Annotated in this window: 22 protein-coding genes; 19 read left to right on the top strand and 3 right to left on the bottom strand. The window is 35.7% G+C overall.

What is annotated here, in order from left to right:
- Positions 1–6 precede the first annotated feature (6 nt).
- Positions 7–480: a DUF3887 domain-containing protein gene (locus tag F1560_RS12015; RefSeq protein ID WP_187773717.1), complete on the bottom strand. Its 474-nt coding sequence runs from the start codon at positions 478–480 to the stop codon at positions 7–9.
- Positions 481–496: 16 nt separating this feature from the next.
- Entirely contained in the window at positions 497–1,795 is a 1,299-nt protein-coding gene (locus F1560_RS12010) for an alpha/beta hydrolase (RefSeq protein ID WP_149474874.1), read from the bottom strand.
- Between the two features lie 129 nt (positions 1,796–1,924).
- On the opposite strand from F1560_RS12010, the gene F1560_RS12005 reads away from it, so the two are divergent.
- The 4 genes from F1560_RS12005 (at position 1,925) to F1560_RS11990 (ending at position 5,377) form a co-directional block, all read left to right on the top strand.
- Positions 1,925–2,332 carry a secondary thiamine-phosphate synthase enzyme YjbQ gene (locus F1560_RS12005; protein WP_149474873.1) on the top strand — a complete coding sequence of 136 codons (408 nt, stop codon included), beginning with the start codon at positions 1,925–1,927 and terminating at the stop codon, positions 2,330–2,332.
- Positions 2,333–2,668: 336 nt separating this feature from the next.
- Positions 2,669–3,679 carry a DUF3231 family protein gene (locus F1560_RS12000; protein WP_149474872.1) on the top strand — a complete coding sequence of 337 codons (1,011 nt, stop codon included), beginning with the start codon at positions 2,669–2,671 and terminating at the stop codon, positions 3,677–3,679.
- A gap of 24 nt (positions 3,680–3,703) precedes the next feature.
- A complete protein-coding gene (locus F1560_RS11995) occupies positions 3,704–4,165 on the top strand; it encodes a hypothetical protein (protein ID WP_149474871.1) in 462 nt (153 codons plus the stop codon).
- Positions 4,166–4,435: 270 nt separating this feature from the next.
- Positions 4,436–5,377, top strand: a complete 942-nt coding sequence (locus F1560_RS11990; protein WP_149474870.1) for a nuclease-related domain-containing protein — start codon at positions 4,436–4,438, stop codon at positions 5,375–5,377.
- A 485-nt stretch (positions 5,378–5,862) separates the two neighbouring features.
- On the opposite strand, the gene F1560_RS11985 is transcribed toward F1560_RS11990, so the two are convergent.
- The gene (locus F1560_RS11985; RefSeq protein WP_275955840.1) at positions 5,863–6,948 is read right to left on the bottom strand and encodes a C40 family peptidase; all 1,086 of its coding nucleotides are present in this window, start codon (positions 6,946–6,948) and stop codon (positions 5,863–5,865) included.
- A gap of 533 nt (positions 6,949–7,481) precedes the next feature.
- Here F1560_RS11985 and F1560_RS11980 point away from each other — a divergent pair.
- The 15 genes from F1560_RS11980 to F1560_RS11910 all read left to right on the top strand — a co-directional run bounded on the left by F1560_RS11980 (position 7,482) and on the right by F1560_RS11910 (position 21,738).
- Positions 7,482–8,246: a YveK family protein gene (locus F1560_RS11980; RefSeq protein ID WP_149474869.1), complete on the top strand. Its 765-nt coding sequence runs from the start codon at positions 7,482–7,484 to the stop codon at positions 8,244–8,246.
- Positions 8,224–8,916: a CpsD/CapB family tyrosine-protein kinase gene (locus F1560_RS11975; RefSeq protein WP_149474868.1), complete on the top strand. Its 693-nt coding sequence runs from the start codon at positions 8,224–8,226 to the stop codon at positions 8,914–8,916. Before F1560_RS11980 ends, F1560_RS11975 begins: the two co-directional genes overlap by 23 nt.
- A gap of 494 nt (positions 8,917–9,410) precedes the next feature.
- Positions 9,411–10,175, top strand: a complete 765-nt coding sequence (locus F1560_RS11970) for a tyrosine-protein phosphatase (protein ID WP_149474867.1) — start codon at positions 9,411–9,413, stop codon at positions 10,173–10,175.
- An 81-nt stretch (positions 10,176–10,256) separates the two neighbouring features.
- On the top strand, positions 10,257–10,910 hold the full coding sequence (locus tag F1560_RS11965) for a response regulator (RefSeq protein ID WP_149474866.1): 654 nt from the start codon (positions 10,257–10,259) through the stop codon (positions 10,908–10,910).
- 113 nt (positions 10,911–11,023) lie between these two features.
- Entirely contained in the window at positions 11,024–11,218 is a 195-nt protein-coding gene (locus F1560_RS11960) for a hypothetical protein (RefSeq protein WP_149474865.1), read from the top strand.
- A gap of 21 nt (positions 11,219–11,239) precedes the next feature.
- Positions 11,240–11,704 carry a LuxR C-terminal-related transcriptional regulator gene (locus tag F1560_RS11955; protein ID WP_149474864.1) on the top strand — a complete coding sequence of 155 codons (465 nt, stop codon included), beginning with the start codon at positions 11,240–11,242 and terminating at the stop codon, positions 11,702–11,704.
- 34 nt (positions 11,705–11,738) lie between these two features.
- Positions 11,739–13,568 (top strand): polysaccharide biosynthesis protein, encoded by a 1,830-nt coding sequence (locus tag F1560_RS11950; RefSeq protein WP_149474863.1) that lies wholly within the window; start codon positions 11,739–11,741, stop codon positions 13,566–13,568.
- 100 nt (positions 13,569–13,668) lie between these two features.
- Complete coding sequence (locus F1560_RS11945; protein ID WP_149474862.1) at positions 13,669–15,015, top strand: nucleotide sugar dehydrogenase; 1,347 nt, start codon at positions 13,669–13,671, stop codon at positions 15,013–15,015.
- Between the two features lie 87 nt (positions 15,016–15,102).
- Positions 15,103–15,987, top strand: a complete 885-nt coding sequence (galU, locus tag F1560_RS11940; RefSeq protein ID WP_149474861.1) for a UTP--glucose-1-phosphate uridylyltransferase GalU — start codon at positions 15,103–15,105, stop codon at positions 15,985–15,987.
- Between the two features lie 39 nt (positions 15,988–16,026).
- Positions 16,027–16,680 carry a sugar transferase gene (locus tag F1560_RS11935; RefSeq protein ID WP_149475321.1) on the top strand — a complete coding sequence of 218 codons (654 nt, stop codon included), beginning with the start codon at positions 16,027–16,029 and terminating at the stop codon, positions 16,678–16,680.
- Entirely contained in the window at positions 16,655–17,521 is an 867-nt protein-coding gene (locus F1560_RS11930; RefSeq protein WP_149474860.1) for an NAD-dependent epimerase/dehydratase family protein, read from the top strand. The genes F1560_RS11935 and F1560_RS11930 overlap by 26 nt, the downstream gene beginning before the upstream one ends.
- Complete coding sequence (locus F1560_RS11925) at positions 17,508–18,344, top strand: glycosyltransferase (RefSeq protein WP_149474859.1); 837 nt, start codon at positions 17,508–17,510, stop codon at positions 18,342–18,344. Before F1560_RS11930 ends, F1560_RS11925 begins: the two co-directional genes overlap by 14 nt.
- 16 nt (positions 18,345–18,360) lie before the next feature.
- Positions 18,361–19,620, top strand: coding sequence for a TolB-like translocation protein (locus F1560_RS11920; RefSeq protein ID WP_149474858.1), 1,260 nt, complete (start codon positions 18,361–18,363; stop codon positions 19,618–19,620).
- On the top strand, positions 19,613–20,548 hold the full coding sequence (locus F1560_RS11915; RefSeq protein WP_149474857.1) for a glycosyltransferase family 2 protein: 936 nt from the start codon (positions 19,613–19,615) through the stop codon (positions 20,546–20,548). Before F1560_RS11920 ends, F1560_RS11915 begins: the two co-directional genes overlap by 8 nt.
- 140 nt (positions 20,549–20,688) lie before the next feature.
- The gene (locus tag F1560_RS11910) at positions 20,689–21,738 is read left to right on the top strand and encodes a glycosyltransferase (RefSeq protein ID WP_149474856.1); all 1,050 of its coding nucleotides are present in this window, start codon (positions 20,689–20,691) and stop codon (positions 21,736–21,738) included.
- The last annotated feature ends 596 nt before the right edge of the window (positions 21,739–22,334 follow it).

The raw sequence follows: 22,334 nt of genomic DNA, 5'->3' as shown, positions 1-22,334 counted from the left end.
AAAAAATTATTGAATATAAAAACCAGCAATTTGATTGTTATTATCAAAAGCGACACTAAATACGACATCAGATCCTTCGAAAAGTCCATCGATTAATACAACCTGGTGGTCATCCACTTCTTCGATAGAGTTATATTCTTGATCGATAAATGCACCGAGTTGATCCTGAAGCGCGACCCATAATTCATCGAGTGCAACGGTTGTGAGCTGGGCTTCCATCATTTCGTTAAAATGCTGTGTTGCCGCTTCGAATTCCTCATTAGCAAGCTGCCCGATAAATTCTTCTGCTAGAGCGATAACCTGTTCTGAGTCTGCATCTGCACCGTCCTGCTCACTAGAATCTGCACCATTTTCTTCATTTGAAACCTCGTCATCTACTTGCTCCCCAGCCTCGTTATCTGTTTCAGCTGGTTCGTGTTCATCGTGGCTGCATCCAACTAATACAAATAATGCTAGTAAGATAAATAAAAGCTTTTTCATCATTTAGGTTCACCTTTCATTGGTTTGTTTGCTTCAGGATCCAATCTGTCATGTCATGGATTACTTGCTCATCGACAACTCCAGGATGCTCGTATTCAGTAATTGTTCCCGCGCCAGGGCCGTCATAGTCAACGAAAAAATGATTCAGCCCAGGATAGCTAATAAAGGTTGTGTTCTCTTTGTCCGCTAAGATTTCCTGCCATATCGCAAAATCCTTATCGAAGTAAACCTGGAAATCATCTTCCCCTTGCAAAATCAGTAGGGGTTTTTCAGAATCTGCAGCTAAGGCGCCCGCATCAAAGGTATCCATTTCCTGAAAATAATATGCAGGGAGGCCGAACACCGTTTCTGACAAAGCCTCTTCCTTTGTCAGGTCCGTTAACCCCTGGGATTTTTCATATTCATCCTGGGCAAACTTAATCTCATCTTCGTCTTCCAGCATAGCCATACTTTGATCATAAATAATTTCCGCCAGTGTTCTTGGTGAGCCGGCAAGTATAAGAAGTCCTGCAAAATCTCCCTCCATATCAATCCTTGGAGCAAGCATTCCACCGAGACTATGCCCACCTAAGTAAACGCTACTCGAATCAATGCGCGAATCATTTTTTAATAGTTCAGCAGCTCGAACAGCATCTTCCACCGTTTCCTCGTAGACTGTTAAGGATTGCAATTCTTCAGGTGACATCGTGCTGCCATAGGTATACGTTCGTTTATCGTATCTTAATACTGCAATCCCTTGTTCAGCAAGTCCCCAAGCAATATCTCGAAACGGCTTATAGCTAAATACAGCTTCATCTCTATCGCTCGGTCCAGACCCTTGAACAAGTATAACTGCTGGCAAATTATCTGACTCTTGATTGGGAAGCGTCAATGTACCCTCCAGCTCATATTCTGTTCCTTCTCCGACCACTACTTGCTCTTCCGTGACATTATCTGGTGCAGCGACATTCGCACCCTCGCCAGCTAAGTTTATTCCGACCAATTGCAGTGCTTCATCGAATGTCATTCGGACTTGGAAAATCACTCCACTATATTCGATTTCAGCTTCAACAACTTGATAAGAGTCGCCCCTTTCTGAAGATTCTAATGATCTTACACCATTAAATGTTCCACTTGTTTCCGCTTTCCAAACTTCTTCTAATTCTTTTAGAGATGTAGATTCCTGTAATTTCTCAGCAAAAAAATCATCGTGGACCTTTTCAAATTCTCCATCTACAAGAAGATCAATCACTTCCTGTGCAGTCTCCTCAACTGTAGGCGATGCGGACGAACAACCAGCTAATAGGACTAATCCGATCAATAGAAAGTTCTTCATTATATTCTCCTCTTCAAAATAATCTTCTAACTCAATTATACGAGTCTACATGAAAAAGGTTTCGCGATATATTTGGAAAGGAAAGAAAATTCAGCTATGATAAAAAGAAGAATGTTAGGAGTTGATTTTATGAGTAAAAAATTACATAAATTTTCTATCCATACAAACGAAAAGCAATCCTTTACAAATGTAGACCAATACCTAGAAGAAGCGTTGGCTGAAAGCAATGTCCAAGATGGAATCATGTTTATCTTTTGCCCGCATACAACCGCAGCAATTACGATTAACGAAAATGCGGACCCCGATGTAAAAACCGATCTCAAACTCGGTCTTGATGAGACATTTCCCAACAAGCAGGAGTACATTCATATGGAAGGAAACTCGGATGGACATATGAAATCCTCTGTTATCGGAGCAAGTGAAACTTTAATTATTTCAGAAGGACAGCTTGTATTAGGTACATGGCAAAGTGTTTATTTTTGTGAATTTGATGGACCGAGAAATCGAAACTTTTACGTGAAGATAGTGGAGGGGTAAGGCAGTATAGATGTGTGCGTGTGAATAAAAGGAATTTAGGACAGCTACCATCAAAGCAATGTGCTTTGGTGGTAGCTTTATTGTTTGAAAGGAAGAGAACTCTTACATATTAATCCACTTGGTACGGGATAGTGTGCGAAACAGAAAACCAACTGCTATTTGTATTTGGGTGGTTAACAAACATAACAGCGATTTCCGTTATGCATTGTAGTCTAATAAGTAGACCTTCAATCCAATCAAAATCCAAAATAAAAGAAAAACATCTTGCATACTTTACCACGAATAACAAAGGATAATTACGAAGAAAAGTTATTCTACAATAATGGAGGGTTTTGTGTGCAAGAGGATAAACAAATAAGACTGACCTCTGGAGAATTATCTCAGCTTCTTAATCAATACATGGAAGAGAGTGCAAGTATATGTGCCTTAAGCTATTTTCTTGAAAAAGCTGAGGATGAGGAGATTAAGCCAGTTATCGAACATGCATTGAAATTATCTCAGTCACATTTGCAAAAAATCACTTCGATTCTTACGGAGGAAAAGCATCAAGTCCCTCTCGGCTTTACAGTGGAGGGAGATGTTGATTTAAACGCACCCAGGTTATACTCTGATGGATTCGTATTAAATTTTATCCATCAAATGGGCGGAATAGGACTTTTAATGTTAGCAACTAGCCTGTACTCTTCCGCAAGGTCAGATATTACAGCTTATTATAAAGAATGTCTTACGGAGACAATGGAATTATACGAGATGGCAAAGGATCTATTGCTAAAAAAAGGAATGTATATTAGAGCGCCATACATGGCTGATCACACTGAAATTGAATTTGTAAAAAAGCAAGGTTTTATATGGGATGTTTTTGGAGAGAAAAGGCCATTAATAGCATCAGAAATAGCTACACTTTATTCGAATATCCAAAGAAATGCTTTAGGATCGGCAGCATTAACTGGTTTTAGTCAAGTATCTCAATCCAAAGACGTCACAAAATTTATGCTCAGATGCATCGAGGTTGCTAAAAAGCATATTGAACTGTTTAGTGGAAAATTGAAGGAGAGCAATATGCCTGTTGTGATGACATGGGATGACGATATAACGACCAGTACAGCTTACACATTTTCGGATCGATTAATGATGTATTTTACAACTGCTTTGATTGCTTTGAGTGTTGGCTTTTATGGAACGAGTACCTCAGTAAGTCCTCGAATGGATTTAGGTGCCATGTATAGCAGACTATCGCTTGAAATTCAGAAACTTTCCGAGGATGGAGCCAATATCATGATCAAAAACCAATGGTTAGAGCAGCCTCCAATGGCTCCAAACCGTAAGGATCTGGCAAAAGATAATTGATATTAAGGTGGTCATTGAGATGTCATGGCAGATAGGGACGTAGTTGAAAAACTATTATGGAGTATTGCTTTATCAGGATTAGGTCAACTATTAAATAGAAAATATTTCAAAGGAATCCTCGTGATCTTTTTAGAAATTTTGATTAATATAGAGGGGAATCTGCATAGAGTTGTCGTGCTAAGCTACCATGGAGAAATAGACAAAGCAATTCAACTAGCCGATTATCAATGGCTCCTGTTTTACCCTTGTTTATACTTTTTTGCAATGTGGGATGCCTTTAAAGATGCGGGAGGAGGAAAGCGAGCCTTTTCCTTTTTGCCGTTTGTCTTTTCCGCCTATTTCGTGACATTGGGATGTATGTTTTCAGCTGAGTTAACGCTGTTTGGGGTGTTACTCGGACCAATTTGGCTTTCCGCTTTGTTTATTATCCCAGGTGTGGTGGTGGGATTTATATTGCAAATAATCATGCTAAAAGCAACGAATTAAGTAGAACAAAAAATACCTTCGAAGATACTGTTTGGAGGTTTTTTGCGTGGGAAATTTATAGCATTCTCGCCTGTTTGCATTACCCCATTATGAAGAAACTACTAAAATGCAGTTATTAACTAATTTACTCCTTCAATTTTAAATTTCTCATCTAGATTGATTTGAATTCCATGGTCGGAATAGAATCGATTTTTAAATTTTGTCCTTTTGTACGCATTATCCATTCGGTATATATTAAGAAGAAAATGGATAATAAGGAGGAACGGTAAGTTGAATATAAAAAAGCGTACAAAACCTTTGATACTACAGAAATATGAAGTGCTCCGGACACGGTTAAAAAGTGATTTTCCTAGAGTGCATCACATCGAAAGGGAGTATGGAAAATACTTAAAAGGGTATATGGGTGAAGTGAACGTCGATTATTTTCTGCAGTTTCTTGAACCAATATCTACAATTCTTCAGGATATCTGCTTAAAAGTGGGCGGTAAAAGTGTTCAGCTTGATAATATCATCATTTCGCAGCACGCAATCTATATTGTGGAAGTGAAAAACTATAGTGGCACGATTATTTTTGATACAACGCTTAACCAGTTCACACGAGATGATGGGAAGAACGAGACAGGATTTAGTCACCCAATCGCACAGGCAAAACTGCAACAGCTAAAACTTCAAAACTGGCTTCAGCATAACGGCTACACAAACATTCCTATTTATTATCTCATTGCCATAAGCGAACCTACTACACGAATAAAAGTTATTGGAGATACAGAGTCAATCGCTAAAGTAGTCGCACATGGCGAACGAATTCCTCACATCATATTAGACATTGAAAAAAAGCTTGAGAACCCGAATAAAATTCTTCATCAAAAAATTGGACATCTCATGTTGAGGAAAAACATCGACTTCGATCGGGATATTATGCAAGAACACAGGATTAAGAGACAGGATTTAATGAACGGCGTAAAGTGCACAAACTGTGAAAGACTAGGGATGCAGCGGACACCCAGAAGCTGGGTTTGCCCAAAATGCGGCCATAAAGATCGGCACGCACACTACCTTGCGATACGTGAATATTTATTGCTGTTCCCCTGGATAACGAATCCAGAATGTAAAAATTTCCTCCAAGTAGACTCCCGCCATATGGTAAACAAAGCATTAAAAAATGTAAATCTAACCTATGAACCAGCACACAAAAGATGGCTACGTAAATAAATGAATCAAAACCCGCCCAGGCCAAGCTAAGACACCAAAAGCAAAATTAACGCACTATCCGCCCATGCTAAGACACCAAAAGCAAAATTAACGCACCATCCACCCACGCTAAGACACCAAAAACAAAATTAACGCACTATCTGCCCAGGCTAAGACACCAAAAACAAACTTAACGCACCATCCACCCAAGCTAAGACACCAAAAACAAAATTAACGCACCATCCGCCCATGCTAAGACACCAAACACAAATTTAACGCACCATCCACCCAAGCTAAGACACCAAAAACAAACTTAACGCACCATCCGCCCAAGCTAAGACACCAAACACAAATTTAACGCACTATCTGCCCAGGCTAAGACACCAAAAACAAAATTAACGCACCATCCGCCCAAGCTAAGACACCAAAAGTAAAATTAACGCACCATCTCTACCCCGCACCCAAACAAAAAAACTCCAGCAACGGGCTGGAGTTTTTCTATCATTCTAGTAAAATCGCTTATAGCTATCAAAGTGTTTTTTCCAATAAGAGTTGTCTAAGCTTGTGATTGTTACGCCGCTTGATGATCCTGCGTGAATAAATTGGTTGTTTCCAATATAGATTCCCATATGAGAAATACCAGATTTATATGTACCCGCAAAGAATACTAGGTCTCCTACTTGTGGTGTGTTCACGTAATAGGAACGTTCGAAGTAGCCTGCTGCTGATGTTCTTGGTAGGTTCATCCCAGCTTGTTTGTATACATAGTAGATGAATCCGCTACAATCGAATCCGCTCGGTGTAGATCCGCCCCATACATATTTAATGCCGCTCAAGCTTTTAGCTGTACTAATAAGCGTGTCCACATTGTAACTTACGTCAGTTGCTGGAGGTTTGCTTCCGCCGGAGTTCCCGCTTGAACCAGATCCTGATCCATTAGCACTGCTGCCGATACTTAGCTTCTGTCCGATTAAAATTAGATCAGAGTTTAAGTTATTCCATTTTTTCAAGTTGCTAACGGTAACACCGTGCAGTGAGGCAATGCGTGATAGTGTGTCGCCCGACTTAACTGTGTAGACAGAAGACGAGCTTGAAGAATTGCCGGATGAACTTGATCCAGAAGAACTAGATCCTGAGCTTGATGATCCAGAATTTCCAGTAGATCCATTCTTACTAACAACTAAAACATTCCCAGGGAAAATTAAGGTTGTGTCTAAGCTGTTCCAACTCATTAAGTTAGATAGTGAGATTCCATGCTTTGAGGCGATGCCGCTTAATGTGTCCCCTCGTTTTACTGTATATGTAGATTTATTAGTTGAAGTTTGGTTATTGTTCGTATTCGAACTTGATGATCCCGTGTTTGAAGAAGATTTCGTAGTCTCAATCACTTGATTCGGGAAAATTAAATCCGATGACAAATTATTAATCGATTTCAGATCAGATACGCTTGTACCATATTGCTGTGCAATCTTCCATAGTGAATCTCCACTCTTAACCTTGTGTGATGCTGCTTCTGCTTCTTCAGCTGCAAAAATAGCTGAGGCAATCGCTGCACTTGCAGTAACCGACATAACAATTTTCTTATTTGCCAATTTTTTTATCCCCCTGTTGTAATCGAATATAATATTAATTCCAGTGCATACTGGTTTGTTCGCTAGATAGTGCTTTTTTCCTGGAAAATTCGCCAATTTATTTCTGTATATCCATGTTCTAACAGAAACTAACACTATTATAGCTATTATTTCAAAATTATTATAGATTAATAGGACATTTGTAACATGATTGTAATGTAAAGGTTTGGTAAATATCTAGAAAACAGTTAGACTATCGCATGATATTCTTGACTTATTCAAAATCAAAACCAATCGCCCAAGCCTCTTATCACTCCCCCAACCTCACACCTTCAATTCGATAAAAATCTACCATTAAGACCCCCAAAAAAGCTACTTGACCTAAATTTAACCAAAATTTATTTCTGAAAAGTTATGGAAATATGTTATAATTCCCTTTATAATGTCGAAATAGATATAGGATAAAAAAAATTTAGTTAAGAAATAGCACTTATTATCCGAAAAATAATCCCCTTAAAAAGTAAGGGGGAACCAAATTTAATGGAGGTACAGCAATGGAGGAAACGATATCCCTCAAAGAGATTTTTGAGGTCATCAAGAAGCGCTTGTTACTGATTATTGCCTTAATGTTGGGGGCGGCGCTAGTAGCAGCAATCATTAGTTATTTTGTATTAACACCGACCTATCAAAACAGTTCACAATTTCTTGTAACGCAAAGCAACAATACGGACGTGAATGCACAGCTTACGCAAGCAGATGTCAGAACGAATGTAGAGTTAATTAATACATACAATGTAATAATTACAAGTCCAGCAATTCTTGAACCTGTTATAGAAGAATTGAACTTAGATATGAACAGTAGGCAACTAGCGGAGAAGCTTCAAGTAGCAAGTGCTGATAACTCACAGGTTGTAACAGTAACTGCGACAGATCCTGATCCAGCACTAGCAACAGAAATTGCGAATACAACGGTTGAAGTTTTCCAAGATAAAATTCCGGATTTAATGAATGTTGATAATGTCTCCATTTTATCAGAGGCACAATTATCGGAAAATCCATCACCAGTAGCACCGAATCCGATTCTGAATATTGCAATCGCAGTTGTGCTTGGTGCCATGATCGGTGTTGGTATTGCATTCTTGCTAGAATACTTAGATAACACGATTAAATCAGAAGAGGATATTGAAAAGAAACTAGGAATTCCAGTACTTGGCGTTATCTCCCATATCGATGAAAAAGATATGCGCATGGAGAATTTCGAAGCTCGTGAAATGAGAACGGTAAGGGGTGGTCTAGATGGCGCGAAAAAAACAGTTTAAAAATAATAAAATGCGTCACTTGATTACAAAAATAAGTCCACGCTCACCAATCTCAGAGCAATATCGTACCGTTCGTACAAACTTACAATTTGCCTCTGCAGATGAAGAAATTCAAACATTGCTGTTAACCTCAGCTGGACCATCTGAAGGAAAGTCGATGACGACAGCGAATCTTGCAGTTGTTTACGCACAGCAAGGGAAAAAGGTGCTTTTAATTGATGCGGATTTACGTAAACCGACCATCCATTATACATTCCGCTTGGATAATCTAAAAGGACTCAGCAATGTGCTTGTTGGAGATATTGCTTTGCAAGAAGCAATTGTCCCAAGTGCAGTGCAGGACTTAGATTTAATCTCTTGTGGCCCGATCCCGCCGAATCCTTCTGAGCTGCTTGGTTCGAAACGCATGCAGCGAATGATTGCCGAAGCACGTGAACTTTATGATGTGATTATTTTCGATACACCACCAGTGCTTGCGGTAACAGATGCACAAATTTTATCTGCTTTTGTGGATGGATCTATTCTAGTAGTACGAAGCAAAAGCACGGAAACGGAATCAGCACAAAAAGCGGTTGAATCATTAAGAGCAGTAAATGCCAAAGTACTTGGTACGGTCTTAAATGACCGGGATAAGAAAGAATCCAATCACTATTACTATTATGGAAGTTAACACATAACATAAAACTCCTTGTCACCCACTTTGGGTTGATAAGGAGTTTTTTTCATGAAAAAGCATGACTAAAGTTTAGTTTTATGGTATTGCTATGACTTTTTCGTGACTTAAGTAACCTATATTTTTACAATTTATTATGATAAACTATTTGTAGGTAAAAATGCTTAGTTAACTCCCAAATAAATACATCATGAATAGTAAGCAGAAATGACATACTTAGAGTAACCCATTCGTTTTGTATCTTGTGTGGTCCAGCAAATAGAAACATTTTGTTTTCTTAAATAGAAGATTTGAACCCCATAGGATTAGACTCCTTACCGTATGATGTAAGGAGCTTTTTCATCATGTGCTTACAAAATATTTCCATGCGTAAAGACTTTATCCTACTAAAGTGTTAATTTATTAGGGATTAATTGTAAACTATTATCGATTCTTGTATAATTTTAACTAATTCATTTTTTTGAAAAATAAAACGGAGAGGGAGTGGCAATGTGATCGATATACATTCTCACATCTTACCTGGAGTAGATGATGGTGCTAAAACGGAAGAAGACAGCTTAGATATGGCCAGAGCAGCAGTTGCTCAAGGGATAACGACAATAATCGCAACCCCTCACCATAAAAATCGAAAATACGATAATGATGCACAGTCCATCTTAAATCATGTGGACATTTTAAATGAACTGTTTACGAAAGAAAATATTGGTCTGAAAGTTCTTGCAGGGCAGGAAACGCGCATCAATGGAGATATGATTGAAGATATTGAAAAAGGGGAATTGCTGTCGTTAAATGGATCGAAGTATTTATTCGTAGAATTTCCGTCAGGACAGGTTCCTAGATATGCAACTCAAATGCTATTTGATATTCAAGTCGCAGGTTATACCCCAATTATTGTTCACCCAGAACGAAATCAAGAGCTCATTGAACATCCTGCAAAGCTCTACGAATTTGTCAAAAAGGGTGCTTTAACACAAGTGACTGCTGCGAGTCTTGTTGGAAAGTTTGGCAAAAATATTCAAAAGTTTTCGAATCAACTCATCGAATCAAATCTCACACATTTTATTGCATCCGATGCACATAATACAAATTCACGTGGTTTTGTCATGGATGAAGCATTCCAGCAAATAAAGCATGCATATGGCAGTGACTATCACTATATGTTTTTGGAGAATAGTGAGCTGTTAGTTGAGAATAGCAATGTGAACCGTATGGAGCCAGGTATGATAAAGAAAAAGAAATTTCTTGGCTTATTTTAATCTCACATCGCTTTAGAACTAAACTAGAAAATGAAGTCGATCGAATAGAGAGAAAAATTTCTATAAAAAGGGGTTAATCAGGTGATACATGTTCTCATTGTAGAAAATCAGAGGTTACTCCGGGATGGCATCGAAGCTATCATTGAGAGAACGGATGATATAAAGGTTATCGGGGCAGTGGATAACGGAGAAACTGCGATCAAGCAGATGGAACACCTAAAAGCTGATATTGTCATCATGGATATTCAGTTGCCGCAAATGGACGGGATTCGCACAACGAAATTAATAAAAGAGAAGTATCCAGAAGTAAGTGTGATTTTGCTTACCTCAAAGGTCAACGATCTCGTCATTTCGGGAATTAATGCTGGCGCAGATGGCTTTTTAGTAAAGGCATTATATGCGGAACGCTTACTGGAAGCCATTCGAATCGCCTATCGTGGAGAAACAGTCCTCTCCGGTGAAGTAGCACGGATGCTTGCTGGAAGAATACGTGAACTGACGATGAATAATAAGCAAATATTTACTTTACGACTTGAACGTCTCGGTTATTCTTTTACAAAGCGTGAGATTGACATTGCATTTTTATTAAAAGAGAACCATACAAACCAGCAAATTGCCAACAAGCTCTTTCTTGGCGAAGGTACAGTGAAAAATTACATTAGCGAGATTTACAATAAACTGAATATACGCAACCGCGCAAAGGTTATTGACTTTTTCGTTAATATAATGCGGTAATAATTAAATAGGGAAATTTGCCTAGAAGTGACTTCCTATGTAGTAGAATAAAATCTTGTTAGTACGTGTCGTGAAGACGGTAAAAATGAAAGAATAGGTAGGAAAGTTGAATGATGACTGTTTTATACATAAGTAAGGCTCCCTTTTCTGACTTGATTATACAGAAAATTAAGGAACAATCAGAATTGGAGTTAATGGGGTGTGTGTCGTATACAACCACCGGTTTCGATAACGAAAGTCGGCCGGATGTTGTTTTATTGGACACGGAATTCATCCCGATACCTGATGCAACGGCTGCTATCCAATAACTAAAAGCAGCTATTCCCTTTGTGAAAATCATCACGATAGTAGCACCTTCACAGCTTGAAGCATCTCTATCATTCATTGATGCAGGCAGTGATAGTATCATAGAAAAGCAGAATGAAATTGCAGGTAGTGTGTTGCAAATCATGCTTTCCATTCAAGATGCGCATTATTATATTCCTTCCAGTATGACCGCAATACTATTGAAGAGACTGGCTGAATTAAAGAATGATAACTTTGATTTATTTCGTAAACGTCTCTTGGAAAATGACATTCCTATTTCCACGAAAGAATCACTTGTTGCTTACTTTCTCAAGAAAGACTTACGAAATAGCGAAATCGCACAACGTATCCAGTTAAGAGAGGGGACTGTAAAAGTACATATTAGTCAAATTTATAAAAAAATTAACATTAAAGGCAGGGAAAATATGGTACAATATTTAAATGAAATAATGTCGAATCATGTACGTATGGAAGAAGCTAGCCAATGAATGAAAATTAAAACATCAAAAAGGAGCGTGTACGATGTCCTATCGTAAGAGACTCACATTGCTTATCTTACTAGACTCCGTAATCGTCAGTACAGCTATCTTCATAGCGACTTGGGTGGTGTATCCAGCACATACCGAGCTTTTACGCACAGAAACAATTCTATGGAGCGCAATTGCACTATTAATCTTTCATCATTTATTTGCATCCATATATAGGCTCTATCATAAAGTGTGGGCGTACGCCAGTGTTGGAGAGTTAGTAACGATTGTAAAGGCGATCACCTTTTCCATTATTGGAGCGGGTATTGTGCAATATTTTATCAATGATTTTTCTCTTTATTCGAGAGCATTACTGGTTACGTGGATGCTGCATATTTTATTAATCGGCGGATCCCGCTTTGTGTGGCGGATTTTCCGCGATAGTTATGTAAAAAATGAAGAAAATCAAAAGAAAACCCTAATCGTAGGTGCGGGGGCTGCAGGAGCAATGATTGCTCGCCAGCTGAAAAATGAGCATAACTCAGAATTAAGACCAATTGCTTTTGTTGATGATGACATGAGCAAACAGAAAATGCAGGTATATGATTTACCTGTAGAAGGAACAACGAGCGATATTGCAACTGTTGTTGAGAAGTTACAAATTGAGCATATCGTTATTGCAATTCCATCCTTACGTAATGGCGAATTAGAGAAAATTGTCGCAGAATGTAATAAAGCAAATGTAAAGGTACAAATGATTCCGAAAATAGAAGATTTGATGACTGGAAAAATATCCGTTAGTAACTTAAAAAACGTCGAGGTCGAGGATTTACTCGGTCGAGAACCAGTAAAACTCGATATTGGTGCTATCTCAGAATATGTTACAGGAAGCACGGTTATGGTTACTGGTGCTGGCGGATCAATCGGATCTGAGATTTGTCGCCAGTTGATGCGCTTTACACCGGAAAAGATTTTGTTAGTTGGTCATGGAGAATTCAGCATTTATTCAATTGATATGGAACTTAAAAATAAATACCATGATACAGAAACAGAAATCATTCCAATTATCGGTGACGTCCAAGATCGTGAGCGTATGTTCAACATCGTCGAAGAGCATCAACCAAGAATTATTTACCATGCTGCAGCACATAAACACGTACCACTTATGGAATATAATCCACATGAGGCAGTAAAAAACAATGTGATTGGTACGAAAAATGTGGCGGAAGCAGCAGATACATTCGGTGTCCAAACGTTTGTGATGGTATCAACCGATAAAGCTGTAAACCCAACGAATGTAATGGGCGCAACAAAACGTGTTGCGGAAATGGTTGTCCAACATATGGCACAGCAAAGTAAAACGAAATTTGTTGCTGTCCGATTCGGTAATGTACTTGGAAGCCGTGGTAGTGTAATTCCTTTGTTTAAGAAACAAATTGAAAAAGGCGGTCCAGTGACTGTAACAGATCCTGAAATGACTCGTTATTTTATGACCATTCCAGAAGCATCGAGACTTGTTATCCAAGCAGGTACACTTGCTAAAGGTAGCGAGATCTTCGTGCTAGATATGGGTGAGCCAGTTAAAATTGTTGATTTGGCGAAGAACCTTATTAGACTATCGGGCTATACAGAAGATGAAATTCCAATTGAATTTTCAGGTATTCGTCCAGGTGAGAAGATGTATGAGGAACTGCTTGGAGAAGATGAGGTTCATCCAGGGGAAGTTTATGAGAAGATTTATGTTGGCAGGACGGTTGAAGTCGACCAAGGAGTACTATTATATTTAATTGATCGATTTGAACAGTATACAGCGAAAGAATTAAAGGATGAATTGATGCAGATTGTTTATATGAAGAAGACACTCCTTGAAGTAAAGGGGTCTTAACAAACTTGAGTATAAATTGTTAATCAAATTAAATAAAAATAAAACTGGTCTATAAAAATGTAAATTAAGGCCTCTTATGACATGAGGAGATGTTTTGAAAGTGACTCTAAATACTGTTGAAGTAGAAAAAAACTTAGCAAGCGAATTAATAAAAAAAATAAATGAAAAAACAGCTGTTATTGGTGTCGTAGGATTGGGGTATGTAGGCCTCCCTCTAGCAGTAGAAAATGCAAAAGCAGGCTATCAAGTAATTGGCTTTGATGTACATACTGAGAAAATAGAAAAAATAAATCGGGGAATAAATTATATTGGTGATGTGAATGACGAAGAACTAGCTGAATTAATTGAAGCTAATCAATTCATAGCAACAGAAGATTATTCTTTAATAAAAAATGTTGACGCAGTTGTTATATGCGTACCAACACCATTAGATGTACATAAACAGGCTGACACATCTTATGTAGAAACTGCAACGAAAGAGATCTCAAACTATCTACACAAAGGAATGCTGATAGTTCTTGAAAGTACTACTTATCCAGGAACAACTGAAGAAGTTTTAAAACCAATACTTGAGCAACCTGGTTTATCTTGTGGAAAGGACTTTTTCTTAGCTTATTCACCAGAACGTGTCGATCCTGGTAATAAAACATTTAAAACTTCGAATACACCTAAAGTGGTTGGCGGAATGACAGAAAGCTGTACAGAAGTAGCTGTAACTATGTATAAAAACGTGTTGGAGGCTGATATCCATGAAGTATCGAGTCCTGCAGTAGCTGAAATGGAAAAAATATTAGAAAATACGTTTAGGAATATAAACATAGGTCTAGCAAATGAAATGGCAATTCTATGTAATAAGATGGGTATTGATGTATGGGAGGTAATTGATGCTGCTGCAACAAAACCATATGGATTTATGCCTTTCTATCCAGGCCCAGGGTTGGGTGGTCATTGTATTCCAATTGATCCGTGGTACTTAACATGGAAAGCAAGGGAATATAATTATCATACAAAACTAATAGAGTCTGCTGGTGAAATTAATAATGCAATGCCTGAATATGTAATCAATAGATCTATGCAATTGTTAAACAAAAAAGGTAAGGCATTAAATGGATCCAATATATTAGTTTTCGGCGTAGCTTACAAAAAGGATATTGATGATTATCGTGAATCACCTGCAATTCCAATTCTAGAAATGCTTGACGAAATGGGAGCAAATTGGAAAGTTGTTGATCCATATGTAAATCATTTTGAACTTAACGGAAGCTCGTATACAACTGAAAATGATATAACAGAACAAATGCTTAAAACAGCAGATTTAGTGTTAATTATTACTAATCATAGTAAATTGGAATATAAGTTAATCGCTGAAAAAGCAAATCTGATTTTTGATACAAGAAATTCTTTTTCAGTGGATATGGAAACAAAAGGTAATTATTTTAAATTATAAATTAAAAACTTTCATCTTATAGAACTTAATTAAATATAAAATAAAATGTTTCAACAAACGATAAGAAGTGACTTGGAGGCAGGTAAAATGAAGACTGTAAAGAAAGCTATTATTCCGGCAGCTGGATTAGGAACTAGATTTTTACCAGTAACAAAAGCAATGCCAAAGGAAATGCTCCCAATTGTGGATAAACCGACAATCCAATATATTGTTGAAGAAGCAATTGAGTCTGGCATTGAAGATATTATCATTGTAACTGGTAAAGGTAAACGTGCTATTGAAGATCACTTTGATCATAATTTCGAATTAGAAGAGAACCTGGTAAAAAAAGAGAAGTTTGACATCTTAGAGAAAGTTAACGCTGCTTCTAATGTTGATCTTCATTACATTCGTCAAAAAGATCCGAAAGGTTTAGGTCACGCGGTATGGTGTGCGCGCAAGTTTATTGGAAATGAGCCATTTGCTGTGTTATTAGGTGATGATATTGTACAGGCAGAGACACCAGGGCTAAGACAGTTAATTCAACAGTATGAAGAAACCCAATGCTCTGTGGTAGGCGTTCAGCAAGTAGCGGATAATGAAACACATCGTTACGGAATTGTCGATCCAAGAACAATTGAAGGACGTCGTTATCAAGTAAATAATTTTGTTGAAAAACCAAAGCCTGGAAAAGCTCCTTCAAATTTAGCAATCATGGGTCGCTATGTATTTACACCAGAGATTTTTACTTTCCTTGATAAGCAGCAAATCGGTGCTGGCGGAGAAATTCAGTTAACAGATGCAATTCAAATGTTGCATGAGTTACAAAATGTATATGCTTATGATTTTGAAGGTAAACGTTATGATGTTGGGGAGAAATTAGGTTTTGTAAAGACGAATATTGAGTTTGCTTTGAAAAATGAAGAGATAAAAGAAGAACTTTATGAGTATCTAGTTCAGAAAATGAAAGAAACAAAGATAGTAAAATTGTAAGTTTGAAGAAGTAATTGATGGTGGAGGTTTAAACGAATGATCTATCCTAAATTTAAAAGATTGATAGATTTTGTCCTTTCCTTTCTCGGATTAGTTATTCTGTCACCGGTATTTTTAGCTCTTATTGTTGCCATTAAGTTAGATTCTAAAGGTCCTGTCCTTTTTAAGCAAAAACGTGTAGGAATTCATAAGACGCATTTTCCTATTCTTAAATTCCGAACGATGAAAATTGATACACCGAAGGATACTCCAACTCATCTTTTAGGGGACCCAGAGCAATATATTACACGAGTGGGGAAGTTCTTACGTAAAACATCGCTTGATGAATTGCCACAAATTTTGAATATATTCATCGGGCAAATGAGTATTATTGGCCCCCGTCCAGCCTTGTGGAATCAATACGATCTTATTAAAGAAAGAGACAAATATGGTGCAAATAATGTGAAGCCAGGGTTGACCGGTTGGGCACAAATTAATGGAAGAGATGAACTACCAATTGATGTGAAGGCTAAATTAGATGGAGAGTATGTTAATAGGATGAGTTTTGGTTTTGATGTGAAGTGCTTCATAGGAACACTTATAAGTGTAGCGAAGAGCGACGGAGTTGTAGAGGGTGGAACTGGCACAGCCGCTAAGGAAGAAATTGCTAGTGATAAGGAGACGTTATATGAAAAGAATTCTAATCACTGGTAAAAACAGTTATGTTGGTAATTCCTTTGAAAAGTGGCTAGAGAAATTTCCTGAGAAATATATGATAGAAAAAATTAGCTTGCGAGATGAGTCTTGGAGGAAACAGGATTTGTCTATTTATGATGTTATTCTGCATGTTGCTGGGATAGCTCATATCACAGAAACAAAGGAAAATGAGAATTTATATTATACAGTGAACAGCGATTTGGCATATGAGGTTGCTAAGAAAGCCAAAGATGATGGTACCAAACACTTTATATTTTTGAGTTCTATGAGTGTTTATGGAATAGATACAGGGGTAATTGATCATGATACAATACCTAAACCTAACAGTAACTATGGTAAATCTAAATTTCAGGCAGAAGTATTAATAGGTTCTCTTGGTAACGATTCATTTAAAATTGCTATTCTGCGCCCTCCTATGATTTATGGCAAAGGGTGTAAGGGTAATTATCCAAGATTAGCTAAGTTAGCTGCAAAAACACCAATGTTCCCAAATATAGACAACAAACGTAGTATGATTTATATTGATAATTTATCGGAGTTCATAAGAAATATAATCGATAATTATGAGAAAGGGATTTTCTGTCCCCAAAATAAAGAATATGTAAATACAAGCAACCTAGTTTGGGAAATATCTCAAGCCCTTGGTAAAAATATTCGATTAACAAAGTTCTTCAATCTACTAATAAACAATTTAAATCATACTACCATTAACAAAGTGTTCGGTGAATTAATATATGAAAAAAAAATCTCTAATTTTGAAAAAGACTATAATATAATAGGTTTTAAAGAATCAATTCATTTAACAGAGTGTGGGGATAAATATAATGACAGGATATAATTACAGTGTTTTGATGTCTGTATATGAAAAAGAAGATCCAGAATACTTTAAGTTAAGTATAGAGAGTATGCTAAATCAGAGTCTACTACCAAATGAAATTGTTATTGTAAAAGATGGTAAGCTAACTAATAAACTAGATGAAGTGATTGAAACATATCTATCTTTATACCCGGATTTATTTAATATCATACCTTTAGAGCAAAATGTAGGATTAGGAATGGCTTTAAATGAGGGTTTAAAAGTATGTGGAAATGATTTAATTGCAAGGATGGATACGGATGATATTTCCATCCCTCAAAGATGTGAATTACAGATTGATGAATTCAAAAAAAATAGTAGTCTTAGTATTATAGGTTCGAATATAGATGAATTTTACGATACTCCAAATGAAATTGTATCATCAAGAATTGTACCGTCTCAACATAAAGATATCTTGAAGTTTTCAAAAAGGAGAAATCCTTTTAATCACCCAACAGTAATGTATAAGAAATCGGAAGTATTAGAACTTGGGGGTTATGGTGACTTTAGAAGAAATCAAGATCTAGATTTATTTGTTCGTATGTTAAATAGTGGGTGCATTGCTGCAAATATAAATAAATCATTACTGTTATTTCGTGCAAATAAAGATAATTTGAAGAGAAGGAAAAGCTGGGAAAAGTGTAGAAGTTATATCGGAATGATCTATAATTTTTGGAAAAAGGGATATTCAAGTTTATTGGATTTAATTATTGTAACAGCCAGTCAACTAGCTGTCTTTATTGCTCCAACTAGTTTTTTGGAGTGGTTATCAAATAATTATCTAAGAAAAACACATGCTAAATAAGAGAGTTGATTATATAATGAGTCTTGAAAATAAAATTAATACCTTTTTAAATAGTGTACCAGCAATAAAAAAAATTGTGAAAAGGTCATATCAATTATCTATGTACGCTATTTCTCCTAAAGTGAAATATGAAGGGGATATAAAGCGAATTTCCCCAGATGATGGTATGGAGTATTTTTTTGGGTACTATGATAAATCCCCATGGGATGCCACTGATAGATATATGCTTTGCTTAAGAGCAAAAAATACTTATTCCTTTGTTGCTCCAAAAGAACCAGCTGAAATTGTTCTGCTAGATACACAAGATAATAATTCATATAAAGTGTTAGGGAAAACACGTACTTGGAATGTTCAGCAAGGGTGTATGTTGCAATGGTTAGGACCAGATTATTCTGAAAGAATTATTTATAATGATCTACGAGATGGTAAATATTGTTCGGTTATCTTAAATATAAATACAAGTGAAGAAACAGTTATACCTATGCCAATATATAGCGTTGCTAGCAATGGAGAATTTGCGCTCTCACTTGATTTTTCAAGATTACATCGGTTGAGACCAGGGTATGGCTATTCTAATCTACTTGATCTTAATGAAAACGAAAAGTGTCCAGATAAAACTTGTATATGGTATATAAATTTAACTAGTGGTGAAGTAAAATCTTTATTAAATTATACAGACTTTGCAAATCTCGAAACGAGACCTGAAATGAAAGATGCAGAACATAAAGTCAATCACATCATGCTAAATCCTTCGGGTAATAGATTTATGGTTCTTCATAGATGGATTAATGGATCTAATAAATACACTCGTTTAGTTACTGTTAATAGTAATGGTACAGAGATGTTTAATTTGAGCGACGATAATATGACTTCTCATTGCTTTTGGAAAAGTGATAATGAGATTATTGCCTATGCTCACAAGAAACCTGAAGGCAATGGATATTATTTGATGAAAGATAAGACGAGCCAGTTTCATAGGAAGTGGCCAGATTTAATATCAGATGGACATCCAAGTTATTCCCCCGATGGTAAAATGGTGGTTACAGATACATATCCTGATAGAGCTAGAGTTGCTACAGTTTATATAATTAACAACAATGATAACATTAATAAAGTTGCGAGAGTATTTGCGCCATTTAGATATGATAATGATATGAGATGTGATTTACACCCACGGTGGAATCGAACAGGTAATAAAGTCTGTTTTGATTCAGTTTTTGAAGGTAAAAGAGGATTATATACTGTTATTGTTAAAAGGAGTAATATTAATGAGTGAATATATACCGGGTATGGTAAGTGTCATTATCCCTACATTTAAACGAGCTGATAAACTTAGAAGAGCAATTGATAGTGTTCTTAATCAAACTTATTACAAAATAGAATTATTAGTAGTGAATGATAACGAACCAGATGATGATTTTTCAATTAGACTTGAGGAATTAATTTCATCAATAGAAGATAAACGATTATTTTTAGTACACCAAGAAAAACATGTAAATGGAGCTGCTGCGAGAAATGCTGGTATAGAGAGAGCAAAAGGTGAATACATTGCTTTTTTAGATGATGACGATACGTGGATAAAAACGAAACTTGAAAAGCAAATTAATACATTTAAAAAACATCCAAAAGTAGGATTAGTTACCACTGGTGTATATTATATTTATGAAAAAGAAAAGGTTACTTATGAAAGTATTCCAAATGCATTCGGAGATGTCTCTAAAGATATACTTATTTCAAATTGTGTTGGTGGAACTCAAGCAATGGTTAAAAAGTCTATCCTTGATAAGGTTGGCGGGTTTGATGAAAAACTTAAAGCTCTACAGGATTACGAACTATGGATTCGTGTATGCCAGTTAACAGAAGTTGCTACAGTGGAAGAACCTTGTATAAATTATTTTAATAATCGCGGAACAAATCAAGTCTCACAAGTAACAAAAAACTACGAAATATCTTTTGATCACATTAGTTGCAAGCATTCAAATTTAATAAATGATTTACATCTTCAAGATAAAAAACGAAGAATGAATGCAACATACCTTCTACTAGCCAATAAAGCTATGAGAAATAGCGATAGAAAGACAGCAATTAAATATACAACAAAAGCATTTAAAACCAAACCATCTGCAAAAGTAGCTGTTTATGGTCTAATGTCACTACTTGATTATAAGTATGTGTTAAAAGCAAGGAAAAAAATGAAAATTTGATTTTGAGTATAAATCAAATTTAAACAAATTAGCTTAAGCTTAAATACTTTACTTAACATAATGAAATAAGAGTAGTTTTTAAAAATTGGCTAGCTAAATTTATTTATCTATAGTTGTATCTATGAAAAGGTGGAAATTGTATGTATGCATTAATTCAAGATGATGATATTAAATCTCAAATGCTTGCAAAAGAGATCGAAGATATTGAATTATTCAAGATGAAAGGGTCTACTAATATAATACCCATTCATCTTATTAAACAAATTTTAAAAAGAAAGAAATTGCCAAAAGCGGTTATTTTACGGTACTTAAATGATTCGAATTCATTTATAAAGTCATTTATCAGGTTTATCACTAACATAATAACTGTGTTATTAATAAAAATGTTTGGAATTAGATTAATCTGGATATGTCATAACGTTGATAAAGAATCGAAGGAATACTATCCTTTTTTAGTTAAAATTAGAAGGGAAATTGTAACTAAATTCGCTGATAAAATATTGGTAACTGACAAGTTTTTAACTAAACATGCAGTTCGTATTTTAAAAGTAGATGATTCAAAGGTAGATTATATAACTTTTGGAAGACCTGATTCGAATGATGACTTAGATTTTAATGACGATATTCATCAAGAGATAATTAAGTTTGTACAGAACGATAAGCGAAAGGATACTTTAGTTGGGTTTTCAATTGGAAATCCAAATGTAAAAGTGTTACAGCCTTTTTATACAGATGAAATAATAAAAAAAGCAGCTGCCAATGGAATAAATGTAAAAATTATTTTAGGTGGACCATTAGGTGAATTTATAAAAAAATATGATATTAATTTATACAAAAACTTATTATCAAATCCTAATGTTCTTTTCTTAGATAGGAAAATAAAAATAAATGAAAGTTATATATCCAAATATATTGATTTTTACTGGAGAGTTTATGACGATTATTCTGTACCGTTCACAGTGTATAATGCTGCTTATTTAAAGAAACCTATCCTCACAATGAATAAGGGTTTCTTGAAAGAAATGGTTATGGAATATAATTTGGGTTGTGTGCTAGATAATGATATGTCTAATGTTCTTCAAGCAATGAATGATCTTAAACATGATAGAACTGAAGCATTTGATGAGTTTATTAAGACACATAATTGGTGTTATGGAGCAGAGAAGCTTTATACAGTAATAAGTAATTAGTTTGTAGATTTATTTTTAAATTTTAAAATACTATTCAACAGTACATATCAAAAAAGAACTGCCTTTCACGTAAATTTCAATTATACTGCAGAAAGCTAGCAATTTTAAGTAAGTTTTTAGTCAAAAGTTATACTTTTAAGAAATATAGATATTGAGGTATTTTATGATGACAATTAATAAGTTTCTATCTGTAAATCTGGCCGTAATATATTCACTCTTTTCTTTAGGATTAAGTGGTGGAGATTTAGGTTTACCATCAGTTTTTACAATGAGAACAATCGCGCTTGCTTTACTAATATTTTGTTTTTTCTTTGTTTTTATTTATGAAAAAGATTTTAATTTAAGAATAAACCAATACTTTTACTTTGTACTTATTGTATTTTTTCTAATATTTATGTGGATTCTATTATCATATCTGTTTTCCTCTTATCAAGAATTAGTAAGTGTTACAGATATATTAGCTTGGCTTACTATTCCAATTTGTATGTTATTAACTTTTAAAATTATAAAATACTGGATCTACGTCAATATTTAGGACACATTTAAGTTAGTTTTTTGGTTGTGCTTTGAAGCTTATTTGAATAGATATGTGAAGG

The sequence above is a fragment of the Oceanobacillus polygoni genome (assembly GCF_008304605.1).
GTDB lineage: Bacteria > Bacillota > Bacilli > Bacillales > Amphibacillaceae > Oceanobacillus > Oceanobacillus polygoni.
This window is presented reverse-complemented; position numbering and strand designations above follow the sequence as displayed.